The sequence below is a fragment of the Desulfatiferula olefinivorans genome, assembly GCF_054657895.1.
Genome location: NZ_BAAHXV010000008.1, coordinates 27,874 through 42,988 on the forward strand (window position 1 = coordinate 27,874; position 15,115 = coordinate 42,988).

At 58.9% G+C, this 15,115-nt stretch carries 9 protein-coding genes; 1 reads left to right on the forward strand and 8 read right to left on the reverse strand.

Translation table 11 applies throughout. From position 1 onward, the window contains the following. Window positions 1–45: 45 nt before the first annotated feature. From ACYQ11_RS07815 to ACYQ11_RS07850, 8 genes are all read right to left on the reverse strand, one after another. A complete protein-coding gene (locus ACYQ11_RS07815) occupies window positions 46–3,948 on the reverse strand; it encodes an efflux RND transporter permease subunit (RefSeq protein ID WP_459923213.1) in 3,903 nt (1,300 codons plus the stop codon). A 3-nt stretch (window positions 3,949–3,951) separates the two neighbouring features. Continuing rightward, on the reverse strand, window positions 3,952–5,022 hold the full coding sequence (locus ACYQ11_RS07820) for an efflux RND transporter periplasmic adaptor subunit (RefSeq protein WP_459923214.1): 1,071 nt from the start codon (window positions 5,020–5,022) through the stop codon (window positions 3,952–3,954). 3 nt (window positions 5,023–5,025) lie between these two features. Next, complete coding sequence (locus ACYQ11_RS07825; protein WP_459923215.1) at window positions 5,026–5,985, reverse strand: lysylphosphatidylglycerol synthase transmembrane domain-containing protein; 960 nt, start codon at window positions 5,983–5,985, stop codon at window positions 5,026–5,028. 28 nt (window positions 5,986–6,013) lie between these two features. Beyond that, entirely contained in the window at window positions 6,014–7,294 is a 1,281-nt protein-coding gene (locus ACYQ11_RS07830) for a phenylacetate--CoA ligase family protein (protein ID WP_459923216.1), read from the reverse strand. Next, a complete protein-coding gene (locus ACYQ11_RS07835) occupies window positions 7,291–8,592 on the reverse strand; it encodes a phenylacetate--CoA ligase family protein (RefSeq protein WP_459923217.1) in 1,302 nt (433 codons plus the stop codon). The genes ACYQ11_RS07830 and ACYQ11_RS07835 overlap by 4 nt, the downstream gene beginning before the upstream one ends. Before the next feature lies 1 nt (window position 8,593). Next, window positions 8,594–10,276 carry a GH3 family acyl-acid amido synthetase gene (locus ACYQ11_RS07840; protein WP_459923218.1) on the reverse strand — a complete coding sequence of 561 codons (1,683 nt, stop codon included), beginning with the start codon at window positions 10,274–10,276 and terminating at the stop codon, window positions 8,594–8,596. A gap of 75 nt (window positions 10,277–10,351) precedes the next feature. After that, window positions 10,352–11,143 carry a hypothetical protein gene (locus ACYQ11_RS07845; protein ID WP_459923219.1) on the reverse strand — a complete coding sequence of 264 codons (792 nt, stop codon included), beginning with the start codon at window positions 11,141–11,143 and terminating at the stop codon, window positions 10,352–10,354. A gap of 60 nt (window positions 11,144–11,203) precedes the next feature. Then, window positions 11,204–12,958 (reverse strand): hypothetical protein, encoded by a 1,755-nt coding sequence (locus tag ACYQ11_RS07850; RefSeq protein ID WP_459923220.1) that lies wholly within the window; start codon window positions 12,956–12,958, stop codon window positions 11,204–11,206. Window positions 12,959–13,815: 857 nt separating this feature from the next. Here ACYQ11_RS07850 and ACYQ11_RS07855 point away from each other — a divergent pair. Then, entirely contained in the window at window positions 13,816–15,084 is a 1,269-nt protein-coding gene (locus ACYQ11_RS07855; protein WP_459923221.1) for a sigma-54 dependent transcriptional regulator, read from the forward strand. Window positions 15,085–15,115: the final 31 nt, after the last annotated feature.

The following is a 15,115-nucleotide window of genomic DNA, read 5'->3' on the forward strand; positions in this document are numbered from 1 at the left end:
CCATGGAAGGCGCTCTGGCGTGTGCGGTGGTGATGCCGCGCACGCCTACCGGTTCAGCCGTTCGGTGATGCGGTTTCGGGTGACGGCGGCCAGTTCGTATTCCACGGGGATGATCAGAAGGGTGAGAACCGTGGCGCTGCCGAGGCCGGTGACGAAGGCCGTGGCCATGGGAGCCCATTCCACGGAGCGGTAGGGAATGCCCATGGCCATGGGCAAGAGTCCCATGATGGTGGTAACGGTGGTGATCAAGACGGGCCGCATGCGGGTATGGCAGGCGGCGAGCACGGCCTGTCGCATGGTCATGCCGGTCTGGACCCGTTTGTTCATGAAGTCGATGAGGATCAGCGAGTCGTTGACCGTGACCCCGGCCAAGCCCACCATGGCCATCAGGCTGCCCACGGTGAAGGTGGATCGGGTGAAAAACATGCCGAAGGTCACGCCGATCACGGCGAAGGCCACGGCCGACAGAATGATCAGGGGCTGGACGTAATCCCCGAACTGAACGGCCAGGATCAGGTAGATCACAAGAAGGGCCACGACAAGGCCCACGAGAAGGGCATCGAAGGTCTTGCCGGAACTCTCGGCCTCTCCGGCGAACACCAGGCTGATATCCGGATACTCGCCTGAAAGGGTTTCGGCAAAGCGGCTGACCAGGTATTTGACCCGTCCGGCGGTGAGGGTCGAGCCGGAGCGGATGTCGGCGGAGAGGGTCACGGCGGATTTTCCGTTGAACCGGCCCCGTGAATCGGGCTCGGCGATGTACTGGACCTTGACCACGTCCCGCAAAAAGATCGGGGATGAGCTGTGTTCGACCATGGGAATGTCGAGGATGTCCTGGGGTGCGGCAAGGCCGCTGTCCGCCGTCACGCCCTCATCCTGCCTGCGCGCGATGCGCACTTTCAAATCCACTTCTTCGCTGGGGGCTCTGAATTTGCCGACCTTGACCCCGTTGAGGGCACCTGCGATGACCTCGGTGATCCGGCCCGGGGTCAGGCCCATGTCATAGGCGTCCTCCTGGATGGGCAGATATTTGACCACGTTGATTTTGGCGGCCCGGTCATCGCCCAGCTCGATCAGGTCCCGGGTTTCCGGCTCGGAGTTCAGGTAGCCCATGATCTTTTCGCTGACGGCAAGTTCCCGGTTCAGATCGTCCCCGCTGATGCGGATATTCACCGCCTTGCCGCCGGCCGGGCCGTTGTTTTCCGGAAAGACCTTGACCAGGGGCCGCTCGTCGGGCTCGGGGTAACGGGTTTCGAGATAGGCTTTCAGTTTGCTGCGGATATAATCGATATGTTTGACCGGGTCGTTGTCCGGGTTTTCCGGGAACCTCGCCGTGTCCCGCTCGGGTAGGGCCACGATGGCCTGTCCGTAATGACTCCCCCCCATCACACTGTAATCCTCGTCCTCGTAATACCCGGCGGTGCCGGACACGGATTCGGCCTGTTTCTCGCCCAATGAGAGAATGAAGGTGGAGATGTCGCGGACCACGGCGTCGGTCTTGCGGATGGGCGTGCCGGCAGGAAGGGCCGTGGTGATGTGATAGCGCACGTAATTCCCGGGAAAAAACTTGACCTTGATCAGGGGCGCGATACCGGTGACGGACAGGCCGGCCATGGCCACGGCCGCTACGAACAGCACAAAGCAAAGGGCCAGCGTTTTGGCCCGGTGCTTTAAAAGGATGCCGAGCAGCCGGTCGTACAGTTGCCAGGCCAGGGTGAAAAACCGGCCCTGACGGGCGGCGGGCTCGTCGGGCTGTTCTTCGCCGGGAAGGGCGAAGGACAGATGCTTCGGTCCCCATTCGTAAATGTGCAGGGGCAGAAAGATCAGGGCTTCCAGGAGGGAGGCCGACAGGGCGAAGGTGACGGTCAGGGGGATCACGGCAAAGAAATCTCCGGTGGGTCCGGGAATGAGAAACAGCGGGATAAAGGCCGTGATGGTGGTCAGGACCGAACTGACCACGGGCCAGAAAATTTCCGAGACCCCGTCGATGACGGCGTTTCGACGGGATTTGCCCATCTGCTGGTGCCGGTGGATGTTTTCGAGGATGATGATGGCGTCGTCGACGATGATGCCGGACACCAGGATAAAGGCGAACAGGTTGATGGAGTTGATCGACGCCCCGGCCAGCTTCATGGCGATCAGGGTGGCCAGAAAGGAAAAGGGGATGCCGATGGCCGCGAACAGGGCGTTTCTGAACCCCAGGGTGATCCACAAAATGGCGGTGACCAGGATGATCCCGAGGATCATGTTGCCCTTGAGGGTGCTGACCGAATCGTTGATTTCCTGGGTGGAGTCGTTGGTGTAGGCCACCTGGATGCCGTCTTCACGGTGCCGCGCTTCAAAGTCCCCGGCGATCTCCTTGACGCGCCGGGCAATGCGGATGGCGTTGGCCTGGTCCTCCTTGCGCACGATCAGGCTGATGGTGTCCCGGCCGTTTAAGGAGGCGATGTTCATGGGGTCGGGGTGACTCATCATGGCGCTGGTGACCACGTCGGCCACCCGGACGAAATTACCGTATCCGTTCCGCTTGACAATGACGCTGAGCACGTCTTCCTGGCGGGAGAACAAGGTGCCGGCATCCAGAATGAATTCGGCGTTGTCGGTTCCGAAGTTGCCCGTGGGGATCTTGGTTCCGGCCGAGCGGACGGCCTCGGCCACTTCGGAGAAGGTCACCCCGTTTTTCCGGAGTTTTTCAGGCGACAGGGACACATGGAATTCGTTGATGAACTCCCCGGTGATTTCGATGTCCCGAACCCCCTCGATGGCGTTGAGTTCGGTTTTGAGCTTGTCGGCCAGTTGCTTGCGGGTCTTCTCCGGTGCCTCGCCAAACAGGTTGACCCGGATTACCGAGATCCACCAGTGGGTATCGACGAACAGAAACTTGGGATCCTCGCAGCCCGCGGGCAGTTTGCTCCGGGTGTTGAGCACCCGGATGCGCAGCCGGGAGAACAGATCCTGGTAGTCGGCGTCATCCTTGAATTTGACCCCCACCGACGAGCAGTTCCGGTAGGACCGCGAACGGATGCTTTGAACGTCCTCCAGCCCCTCGATGGCCTCTTCGATCCGGGTGGTGATCAGACTTTCCACGTCCTCGGCCGAGGCGCCGTAATAATAGGTGGTGATGTACACTTCCCCCAGGTCCACCGAGGGCATGTTTTCCACGGGGCTGGTGAACAGGGCGTAGAGACCGGCCAGAATCATCAGGACAAAGACGATGTTCAAAAACACCCGCTGTTTGAGCAGGTGGATGGTGAAGGCCCGGGCGCCCTGTGAAAATTCGCCGCCCGTCCGGTGTTCTTCGGGCAGGTCGTCGGTCAGGGAGCCGTCATCGTCCAGGTAGGCCACCTGGACCGGGGCCTCGGGCTGGGCGGGGGCGCTGAACGGGTCGTCGACCTGCTCGACCAGCTCGGCGATCCGCCGGCGGATCAGGCGCCGCCGTTCGCCGTCCGTTTTTCCGGCGCCCTTTTTCTCGAGCGTTCGGTACAGGAACAGGGCCTCCTTGAACAGCCGGTGCGTGTAGTAGGCTTCGGCTTCGAGCAGGGTGGCGTCGAAGCGCTCCTCGTCGGCTTCGGCTTCCTTTTCGAGAATCATCCGGGCTTCGGGACCGGGGTCGTCCTTGATCAGGCTGATCAGGTTTTCCATCAGATCCCGGACGTACTGGATCTTCATCATTTCCCCGGATCCGGCCAGCCTTCCGTCCAGTTCACGATATAAATCAAGGGCTTCCTGATAGCGGTTTTCCTGCATCAGGCGTTCGGCGTCGGCGATGATCCGGCCGAAGGGCCGGGCGGTTTCACCGTCGGAATCGGCGTGCCCGGCGTCCGCCTTTGGTTCCGATGCGGGGGACACCGGCTGTGGGGGGCTCTGGCCTGCGGGCGTCTTTTTCGGGCGGTCCGGGAAGAAGTAACGGTGAAGGAAGACCAGGTACTGGATAAGGGTTTTCAGCATAAATCACTCGTCTCCGCTTCCGGACGGGTCGGCGGGCAGGAGGACGGTTCCGGGGCTCAACCGGTCGTTGAGGGCCGCGATCAGATGATCGCCGTTTTCCCCGAGAATCATCACGGGGACCTGCTCGCCGGTCTGTTTGAGGGTGACCTTGGGGTTGCCGAAGCGGTTTTTCACGGCCTTTCGGGGAATCAGGACGCCGTCGGTCCGGACCTTGATCCGGGTGGTGAATTTCAGACCGCCCCTTCGGTCGCCGTTATAATCCCGGATGGCCAGTTCGATGTTGAGTTTCCGGGTGTTTTCATCGAATCTGGGATTGATGACATGGATAACGGCCGTGACGGGGCTTTCGTCCAGCATGCCGCTGAAGGGCGAGGGCAGGTTTTTGAAGGCCGTCACCTCCTCGCCGGACAGGGAAAAGGGCACCACCAGGGTGCTGTAGTCCGATATCTCGGCCAGGGGCATGCCCGGCTGGATGGACTCCCCCTCCTCGATCAAGAGGGCCGTGACCCGGCCCCCCTTGAATCCGTAGACCGTATGGCGGTCCTTTTCCTCGTTCAGGCGTTTTTTCGCCAGAGTCAGCATCTTCCTTTCCAGCTTCAGGGCCTCGAGTTCGTGGTAGGCCTCGTTGAACCGGCTGGCCGCTTCGTCGTACTGGACCTCGGTGACGTTTTGGGTCTTGCGCAGGGCCTTGACCCGTTTGAGGGTGTTGTTGAGAAAATGGACGCTGGATTCCATGCTCTGGATCCGCCGGTCGACCTGACTGATCTGAAGGCCGTTGGTTTCGATGGACAGATTGATGAAGGTCGGATCGATTTCGATGAAGGGCTTGTCTCCGATTACGTCCCCGGTCTTGTAGTTCACCCGGAGGGCCTTGCCGGAAACTTCCGCGCTCAGGGTGACGGATTTGTAACAGCGGGTGTAACCGGTCATGGTCAGGTCCTTGATGGCCGGTTTCACGGTCAGGTCCGCAGCGACCTGTGTCGGTGAGCAAAGAACGAGAATGACAAACAGCGCGGTCAGGTATGATGACGCATGGGCGCGGGCGGTCAACGGGGTCAAAAAGCGGTCGGGCATGGGTCAGGCCTCCTGAGTGTCGATCCGGTTCAGATCGTTGAGTGTCGTACCGGTTTGCCTCATGTAGAACAGACCGATGGGCGCCCGGAGGAAAAGGAGCGTGGCCGAGTACACGACGCTGAACGAGAGAATGTTCTCAGCCGGTCCGAAGGGTGTGAAAAAAAACAGCATGGCGGCCTGGATGGTGCCGATGCCGAAGGGCGTCACCGGAATGTTGCCGATGAAGAATATCACAGGAACCAGCGCTGTCAAGGTCCCCGGCGGGACGTGAACCCCGAAGCACTGAAGGCCCAGGTGAAAGAAGACGATGAAGGCCAGAAAATAGAGGACCCGAAGGCCCGCCAGCCGGAAAAAATCCGACCAGGTCGCCTCGTGAAAGGCCGCCCCCAGGGGCGCGTTTCGGATGCTTCGAAGCAGCCCCTTTCCGGGCAGAAGCCGGTAAAGAAAAAAGAGGGTGATGTAGCTTGACAGCATCAGTCCTGCGATGAGGACGATCTTGCCGTAGACCGGCGGGTTTTGGCCGAGGATGGCAAGACAGCCCCCCATGGCGAACAGGGTGATGCCTACCGATTCCACGAAATAATAGAAAAACATCACGCTCCCGGCCCGGACGAGGGCGATGCCGTTTCGGGTTTTCAAATACCAGGCGATGGCCCCTAAGCCCAGGTTGTAGTTGATGATCATCAGCAGGTAACCGGCCCCCCTTATCGTCCGCATTTCTTTGAAGGTCACCGGGTGCCCGAACAGGTTGAACAGAAACATCAGGTTCTGGGACTCGATCAGGAACCAGAGCGCCACGAACGTTAGGGCAAGGGGCAGATACAGGTCCATGCGGGCGCCGGCCATGGCCGAAAGCACCTTGTCGGTATCCGTCTGACTAAACAGCACGACAAGGATCACGCATGCAACGATCCATTTGATCGGGGCGCCGTAGCGGGACAGGTTTTTTTTCGGCTCGGCCATGGACGGTTCCTTGGAGCGGGAAAGGGGCTCAGGCCACGTCCCGGTGAATGTATTTGCGTTTGACGGTCTTGACCCGGTCGATGTTGTCCGTCTCCTTGATCCGGACCGACAGGTCGTTGCCGAACAGCGCGAGCATGCCCTGTTTGAGGCGGGGCAGGTAGCCGGCCTCAAAATCCGGTCCCTTGACGTAATAGAATTCCGCCCGGTCTTTTTGTTTCTGGACCAGGTAGAAATCGGCCAAAAGCATTTTGTCCATGCCGTAGGACTCCAGGGGCCGCTCCACCGCCTCGTAGATTTTCCAGGCGGGGATCTCGGTGCCGTCGGCCATTTCAAAGGAATCGTCCTTGCGTCCCTCGATGGGGCCGATCAGGGGAAAGGGCAGGCCGCAGGAACAGGTCTCTTCCCTGAGATAAGAATAGTCGCCAATGCGGTAGCGGAGAAAGGGCATGGCGTAGTTGGTCAGGGAGGTGAGGACGATTTCCCCCCGCTCGCCGGGCAGGGCCGGGTTGCCCTTGGCGTCCAGAATTTCGAGGACCACGTTGTCGGTGAACACGTGCATGTTTTTGCGCTTGCACATGCTTGCGATGAAGCCCATTTCCACAGACGAATACTCGTCGTAGGTCAGGCATTTGAAGGTCCGTTCGATAAAGGCCCGGTCCTTGGGCAGAATCATTTCCGAATTGAGGCTGATGGCCTGGATGCCGATCCTGACGATGTCATCGGAGGAGAGAAACCGGCCCAGATCCATGGCGTAGGACGGGTAGATGGCCATGATATCGGGTTTGAATTCCAGAAGATGCCGTCGTATTTCCTCGAAGGGCATGCCCGGTTCGAGGCCCCGCTGGCGGAAGAGCCCGAAGGTGAATCCGGTTTTTTCCGGCGTGGGCAGAAAGTACAGAAGCTTTTTGAACGGGGTGTAGCCGATCATGGACAGGCAGCGGTAGTACATGCACAGCCGGTTCCAGAAGCTGTCCGTTTCCCAGAGCACCCGGAGCATTTTCCCCGACGATCCCGAGGTGGTCCGGACCAGGCACTGATCCGGTGAAAACCGGTCGGAAAGGATGGTTTCGTAACGGGCCTGAATGTCCGTCTTGCTGATGGTGGGCAGATAGACCAGATCCCGGGCCGTCCTGATGTCTGCGGGTTTGATGCCGGCCTCGTCCATCAGCGACCGGTAGAACCGGGTGGTGCGGTAGGCGTGGGTGATGATGCCCCGAAGCCGCTGGTCCCGCAGTTCGGCGAGGCGTCCGGGGGTCATCGACCGGCAGGCGGAAACCTCCCGGAGTTTGGACAGTTTTTTGATGATCATGATGACGTCCTTTGGTCAGGGCGCGAAACCCTGGATTCGATGGCTTTGCGTTTGATGCTTCCCCCGGTTTCGATGGCCTCGACCATGCGGACGCAGAGGGTCACCTGACCTTTGAACAGGCGGTCCAGGGCATCTTTGACTTCCTTGAATCGTGCGGGATCATAGTCCTTTCCCCGGACCAGATCGATGACCACCCTGTCCCGGTCCGTCTGGATGACCTTGAACTCCTCCATCAGGTGCAGGTATTTTTTGATGAACATGGTGAAGGTGTTGAGGATTTTCAAGGACGACACATAGGTGCCGTCGGGCAGGATGAAGGAATCGTCGGCCCTGCCGTCGAAGGCCTCCATCAGCGGAAAGGGCGAGCCGCAGGCGCAGGTCCGGGTGCTGAGCCGCCCGATGTCGCCGATGCGGTAGCGGATGAAGGGCATGGCAGGGCTTTTAAGGGTGGTCAGCACGATTTCCCCGGGCTCGCCGGGGGGGACGGCCCGTCCCTGGGGGTCGAGGCATTCGACAAAGACGTTGTCGGTGAACAGATGGTAGTTGTGGTGACGGCACTGGGAGGCCACCATCCAGGTTTCCTCGGTGGAATACTCGTCGTAGACCGGGCAGCCGAAGACCCGGCTAATGAAGTCCCGCTGGGCCGGTGAAGACATTTCCGAATTGACCAGAATCATTTTCAGCCGGAGCCTTGCGAGGTCGGGCGGCGTGATCTTCCGGGCGATTTCATAGACAATGGAGGCATAGCCGTCCAGGAAATCGGGCCGGTGTTTCAGAAGCAGGGCGATCTGTTCATCCACGGGCATCACCGAGGGGATGTGGTAAAACCGGAACAGGGGCCCGACGGCCACGGGATCCATGGCCGTGTATTTGATGTAGCAGCATCGGTGCCAGGGCCGGTAGCCGATCATGGTGTAGACCCGAAGGTTGGTGGCCAGGTAGAAGGCGAAGGTTTTCGGCGAATACACAAAGGGCAGGGAACGGCCCGTGGAGCCGGTGGTGGCCGAGTAATGACAGGCCTCAATGTCGGTGCCGTCGGCCGTGATGGTGTCGGGAAAGGCCGCCCGGACCTGGTCCTTGGTGATGAACGGGAGTTTTTCAAGATCGGAAGATCCCCGAAAGGCCGACACATCGACCCCGGCCTGTCGAAAACTCTCCCGGTAGAAGGGGACATGGCGCCCGGCGTGTCGCACGGCCCGCACCAGATTCCTCTCCGTCAGGGCCGTAAGACCCTCCGCACTCAGACGCTGGTTTTTGTGGACCTCGACGGCCCCACCGGCCAGATGCCGAAAAAACATGTCATGCTCCTTGTGTTGAACAAAAAGTTGCGTCGGGCGAAGACGTCAGCCGTTCGAGGAAGGCGGCGTCGCTTTCGTCCCACATGACCAGCGGTTCGATTTTCATGTCTCCCAGGATCATGCCCCGTTTCACGTTACGCTCCTGATAAAGGGTCCGGCACCGGGGATGGAACACCACGGCAAGGGGAGCGAGCTGGCCGATTTCCGTGGCCAGTTTGTAGTGGAAGGATTCATCGAGAAGGGCCGAGGCATAGGCCGCGGCCTCGGACTCTATCGAGGGGTTCGGGTCCGCCTCGCACAGCAGGTGGTACCGGGGCTTGGCCGTCCGGCTGCCGTTGCCCGGCAGGGCCAGAAGGGTCAGGGCTTTCAGTCCGAACCGCTCGCCGGTTTTCCGGAGGACCTCGGCGGCGATGTCCGGGGTGAGCTTTTCGCCAATCATGTCGATGCCCTCGGTGCGTCCCAGAAATTCAAAACAGGGGCACCGGTCCAAAAATCCGGTGACCCGGAGCTGATCGTTCAGGTCATAGCGAAAAAAACCCGAGCCCGTGGTCAGAAGCGGGCGCACGATCTGGCCGACGGCAAGATCCCAGGCCGGGTGGATGCGTTCGGTGTCCGGGTCGATAAATTCATAGAAATGGCTGGTGGCCGCAAGGGGATACCGGCCCCGGTAGGGAATGGTCACCACCCCTTCGGTGGCCCAGAGCCCTTTGCCCACGAAAGCCGCCTGGGGCAGCAGACGTTTGAGTTCCCTGGCCCAGATCGCCGAAGAAGAGGTGTCCCAGGAGCTGACCAGGGCCAGCTTCGGCCACAGGGCCTGCAGGATGCCCGGCTCCACGGTGCCGTCCCAGGCTGAGAGGGCGTCTGCCGACGCCTTGCCGCCCGCGGGGCAGGGGATGTGAAACAGATCGGCCTGCCTTTCGCCCCAGGATCCGGAGCGCAAAATGGCGGATAGCTCGTCCTTGTGCCGGGCCATCTGTTCGAACAGGTTGATGGCGAAGGTCGGACTCCACACGGACATCATGGAAAGATCCGGACAGGAAAGGAGATGGGCCAGGCTCGCAACGATCGACCCCTCGGAGGTGGGGGCGAAGGCAATGTCGTTGGGTACCGCCATGGTCACGCCCAGAAACAGGCGCTTCCACCAGGGCAGAAGTTTCATGTCGTCGTTGGCGTCCGGTGAAATCGATGTTCTCAGGTGGGTGGGAATCCAGGACAGGGACCAGTAATGCCTGCCGTTCATCACCCGGGGATAGGTTTGGAAGGCGTCCACCAGCATGGGAGACACGGCGCAATCCAGTTCACGCAGAAACGAGGGCGTATAGGGAATCCATTTCATTTTGGACGAGGATCCGCTGGTGGGCTGATACCGGGTGCAGACGTCCCGGGTCAGGATGGGAGCGGACGCGGTTTTCTGTTCGGTCACCGCCTGTTCCCAGTGGGCATAGCGGGTCAGGGGCATCCGTTCGGCAAAGGCCTCGTAGGACAGATTCTCCGACAAGCCGTATAACCGTGCGGCGGGGCTGTTTCCGGCGTTTTTCAGCAGACGGGAAAGAATGGCCCGCTGCACCGTTTCCAGATGACCAAGGGCGTATTCAAACGATCGGGTCCCCTTTAAACTCAGTCCGTACAATAGCCGAAGGGCAAGGCCGGTGACCGTGCCGGAGACGCGCTGTGACACTCTCATGATAGTTAAAACCTGTGAACGATCCTGAACAGGAGGCCCCGGTGCATGTCTGCCGGGGCCGATGCCGTTGTTGTCTTAGAGAGCCGCTTTGCGGGGCTGGGCCATCCGCTGGGGCGTCCTTCCGGATCGGAAGGAGAACAGGCCGCCCAGGCCGTCCGCCACAGGTTTCACGAACACGCGGTGCAGAAACGCCGTCCAGGTGATCGCCCCCACGCAGGGAAGCTCGGTGCCCCGGTCCCAGGTGGGGTTGCGTTCATTGAAAAAGGCGATTTTGGGAAAGCGCAGGCACATGTCCGCCGTGATTTCCGCCACGCCGCCCTTGAGCGACTGGTACTCTTTGCCGAAGTCGAGAAGTTTCTTTTTCTGATCGAAATGCTCGCCGAACAGATAGGTGCTGTAGGCGGTGGCGATGTCCGCAAGCTGTTTGTTCTCCCGTTTGTAGTGGGGATAGTAGTTGACAAAGTTGTTGGCCAATAGCAGATAGGTCTTGTACCCCTTTGAAATCAAAAACCAGTAGATCGGCGTAAACGGGTGCAGGATCAGTTGTTTGGTCATGTATTTGACCATTTCGAAATTCAGCGGGTTTTTACCCCAGTACGTGTCTTCGACAATGGTGTCGCCGCTGAAGATGCCGATCAGTTTCTTGCCGTTGATCCGCATTTTCATTTCGAGAATGGTGCTGAAACCCACGATCCTTCGGGTCGTTTTTTCACGGATGATGATGGCCCCGTTTTTTTTGTCCAGATCGCTTCGAAATGTTTTGAAATCAGCGTTGCGATAATACCGGTTGAACAGCGCGTGCATTTCGACAAGTTCAGTCTCACTGATTTCATAACGGGAATAGAATTTTGCTGCAAGTTCCGACATTATTCACCTCGATCGCTTTCCTCCCCCAAGGATGTCCCCCGACTGATGATGGGTTAAGGTTTAGAGCCACCAGAAGATTCGCCGGAACAGGCTGGTCGACGTGGTGGCGGTTTTATTCCAGGGATACGTAAAGCTCCACGTCTGGTAGGACGCGGAACGCTGCGTGTAATTGGTGTAAACAAATTCGGTACAGTAGTTTGAAAAGGTCAACAGGTTGCTCTGGCTGATGCGCGACGGATCCTGTCGCATCGCGTCCAGATACCGGGCCGTCTGGTCGAGAACAAGGTTTTCCAGGGGAATGGACCAGCTTTGGATTTCATACAGGCCGGGCAGGTAGATGGTCTTGTCTCCCTCGTCCTGGCCGGCCATGTAGTCCAGCCAGAGCACATGCCAGTCGGACAGGGCACCTTCAAAATCACTCCAGGCGTCTTCGGTGGAGTTGAACAGCCAGTTGACCTGGAGCAAATCCAGAAAAAGCTGACCGGTGATGTCGATGGGAGGCAGCAGGGCCAGAATGTTCTGGTCACCGTTGTTGTCGTACAGGGTGTTCCGCTCGTCGACGATGGCCTGGTTCAGGTAGCAGGTGGGTGACAGATCCAGATAGAAACTCAAAAATTTGGCATCGGCCCAGCCGTAGTCGGATATGGCGTCGGCGGCCGGGAAGAAGGGGATGGCCGTGCCCACGGACGGCTCACCCAGGTTGACCCACATCGTGATAAGGTCGGGCCGGGTACGGGGCTCGACCCCGTCGACCACGAAGGCCAGGTTGGTGCAGAACCGGCTGATGGTGTGGAAGGTGCTGCGTTCTGTGGCCGTGCCGTCGTCCCGGTTGGACAGGCCCGGATAGGCGGCAAGATCATAGGCGTCGATCTCGACATCCCGTGCCACCTCCTGCAGAACGGTCTGGAAATTCAGGCGTCCCTGGGCCTTGAGTTCGAGCATCATGTCCATGGCGCGGTCTTCGCGGGGCGTGTCGTCGTTGAGCTTGATCCAGAAGCTTGAATTGGTCCGGTTGATGATACCGCAGAAGTTCTCGCCGTTGTCGATGACGTTCCCGGCGGCGTCGACAATGGAGGCGCCGTCAATACCGATGCGGTAGTCGGTGTTGATGATCCGGCGTTCGATGTCCATGACCTGGACGCCGCCGAGAGCGGCAAAGTTGGTGATCCAGCCGATTTCACCGTTGTTGCCGATCAGCGCGCCGTCCTCGTTGGTCACGAAGCCCGTGTTGGCGTCGATTTTGTGGATTTTTACCCGGCCGCCGTAGGCGTAGATGTCCGTGGAGGACTCGCCGGTGGTCAGTTCATAGAGCGCCGCACCGCCGTAAGCGTCGATGACCACGAAGTTGCCGCTCAGAATGCGGGTCCGGTTGCTGCTGATGGTGTGCCACTCGGCCAGGTAGTCATCAAAATCATCCACGGTGACGCAGCGGGTCAGGGCGTTGGACATCAGGTTCAGGTTGGCGCTGGCCAGGTATTCGTGAATGGGGCTTTCCTGGTACACGGTGGTGTTGGTGATCGCAAAGCCGGATTCGTTGGCCCCGCCCGACTGGGCCGCCGTGCCCCGAGTCCGGTCGACGACCCTGATGCTGCCGCCGGCCGCCGGGTTGTCATAGTTTTTCGATCGTTTGTAGGAGGCGATTTCCTGTTCCCAGCCCAGGCTGTTGTCCCTGCTCTTCCAGATGAGGGGCCTGTTGTTGGATGTGACCTTGGCGGAAACCACGGCGATGTCGCAGGACAGGGCCGTCGATGCCAGGCCGAAAAGGGCCGTCATGATGAGGGCCAGGCCCTGGACCGGATACAAGCGTTTGTTCATAATTCCTCCAAAACGAAAAACAAATCATTGTTGATGATCTCCGATCACACGATCGTTTGGGCCGTCGTACGCGGACCTGTTGATCGCTATCGGCAATGAACGGTGTTCATTTTTGTGGCAGGCCGATGCCGAACCGGGGAGGACGGGCAGGAGGCCGTCAAACGAAAAAAGAACACATGAATCCCGAAAATATTAATAGACAAGGTTATATAGCGTAATCATTGTTTACATGCAGCCCGCACAAAATCCCGGTTTGGTCGTTCGCTCAATCCGCCGGTTTCGACAGGGGATTAAAACCGATGCATCATGACCCGGAAAAAAAGTGGCTGACGGTACGGGGAAAACGTCACGCTGAATGTTATGTGCTAAATAATAACGCTTTGAATCGATGTCTCGCCAGTTTCGGTTTATGCCGTAAATGGCCCGTTGATCAGGGCGGTTTTTATGGTCAAAACCGGATATCGTGAAGTGGCACTTTTGTTAACTAACCAAAAAAACAATAAATAGCAAGATTAAATTAACGAATGTAAAATATTTATCACTGTGCAAAAAAATGACGCAAAAGACGCTGGACCGAGACCTCCTTCCGGCGTTCCGTTGCTCGGTGTCTGTGCCCTAACAGGCAACATAAGCCCCGGACGGGGTCGTGATCCGGGCCGGAGGGCGGGGGGTGTGAGTGTTGTCGATAAAGTAACCGGATTCCGCGGTTGATTTTTTTGTGAAAATCAATTAATAAGTAACCTTGTTTATCGATTGTGAGTAAATCCCCATCACGTCTTCATGATAAATCACACGGGTCTGGTTGTTCCGATGATTCCGGTTTTCATGCCGTTCAAACGGCAGGGCAGGGAGTAGGGATGAAACGCAGACGTTACAAGGTCAAAGGCGCGGCGGAACGGGATTGCCCGGATCCGTCCATGATCGGCGGAACCGATCCCTGCACCCCGGGACGGGGATTCGTGATTATCGGCAGTTCATCCGAACCCTTCGATGAACTGTCCCTTGTTGAAAACATACGACGCCATGACAAATCGACCCCCATTTTGATGATCGCGGGGCAGACCTCTGAAAAACAGATGGAGGCGGCCCTCGATATCGGTATCAGCGGGTTTATCGGTCTTTCCCCGCCTTCGGATATTCTGGCCCATCTGAAAAAACACGGCGCCGCGCCAACGGAGGCGTCCTGCCGTGACGATGCTTCCGAAGGCCGTTTTCTGGTCGGTTCAAGCCCGGCGATGAAGGCTGTCAACGAACATCTGGATCGCATCGCCCGGACGGACAGCACCGTTCTGATCACCGGTGAAACCGGAACCGGAAAGGATCTGGCCGCCGAGTACATCCACGCAAAAAGCCCGCGTCGGGTCCATCCCCTGGTCTCTCTCAACTGCACCGCCTTTCCTGAATCCCTGCTCGAAAGTGAACTGTTCGGTTATGAAAAAGGAACGTTTACAAACGCCCTGACCCCCCGCTGCGGAAAATTCGAACTGGCCGCCGGGGGCACGCTGTTTCTCGATGAAATCGGTGACCTGGCATTGAATGCCCAGGCCAAGCTCCTCCGGGCCATTGAAAAAAAAGAAATTTGGCGCATCGGGGGAAGCCGCCCCGTCCCGACGGATTTCCGGCTGATCACCGCCACCAACGGGAATCTTGAGACTATGATCGGCAAGGGGACCTTCCGAAACGACTTGTATTACCGTTTAAACATCGCGCGGGTGCATCTGCCCCCGCTTCGTGAACGGCCGGAAGATATCGAGGATCTGTGCCGACTTGCCCTCACCCGGTTCAACCGAAAACTCGGCCGCGCCGTCGTCGCCGTCGGCAGCGAGGTTCTGGATCTGTTTCAACGCTTTTCCTGGCCCGGGAATGTCCGCCAGCTCAACAACATGATCGAAGCCGCATTTATAAACGCCACCCGTGACACCCTGACCCTTTCGGATCTTCCCGAAGCCTTCCGGACCATGGCGGGCCGGAGCCCGGAAAGCGGAAACGCGGAAGCCCGCCACATTCTGCGCATGCTTGAAGAATCGGGCATGAACAAATCCCTGGCCGCCCGGAAAATGAACATCTCCCGCATGACCCTCTACCGCCGAATGGCCCGTTGCGGCCTGGTCGACCCCGCGCCCTGATGCAAGGCCGGTCGATGCGGCATCCGCATTG

What these genes read in the sequence shown, in the direction of transcription:
- ACYQ11_RS07855 (WP_459923221.1), top strand. Translation starts at nt 13,816, where the DNA reads ATGAAACGCAGACGTTACAAGGTCAAAGGCGCGGCGGAACGGGATTGC.
- ACYQ11_RS07835 (WP_459923217.1), bottom strand. Translation starts at nt 8,592, where the DNA reads ATGTTTTTTCGGCATCTGGCCGGTGGGGCCGTCGAGGTCCACAAAAAC.
- ACYQ11_RS07840 (WP_459923218.1), bottom strand. Translation starts at nt 10,276, where the DNA reads ATGAGAGTGTCACAGCGCGTCTCCGGCACGGTCACCGGCCTTGCCCTT.
- ACYQ11_RS07815 (WP_459923213.1), bottom strand. Translation starts at nt 3,948, where the DNA reads ATGCTGAAAACCCTTATCCAGTACCTGGTCTTCCTTCACCGTTACTTC.
- ACYQ11_RS07825 (WP_459923215.1), bottom strand. Translation starts at nt 5,985, where the DNA reads ATGGCCGAGCCGAAAAAAAACCTGTCCCGCTACGGCGCCCCGATCAAA.
- ACYQ11_RS07830 (WP_459923216.1), bottom strand. Translation starts at nt 7,294, where the DNA reads ATGATCATCAAAAAACTGTCCAAACTCCGGGAGGTTTCCGCCTGCCGG.
- ACYQ11_RS07850 (WP_459923220.1), bottom strand. Translation starts at nt 12,958, where the DNA reads ATGAACAAACGCTTGTATCCGGTCCAGGGCCTGGCCCTCATCATGACG.
- ACYQ11_RS07820 (WP_459923214.1), bottom strand. Translation starts at nt 5,022, where the DNA reads ATGCCCGACCGCTTTTTGACCCCGTTGACCGCCCGCGCCCATGCGTCA.
- ACYQ11_RS07845 (WP_459923219.1), bottom strand. Translation starts at nt 11,143, where the DNA reads ATGTCGGAACTTGCAGCAAAATTCTATTCCCGTTATGAAATCAGTGAG.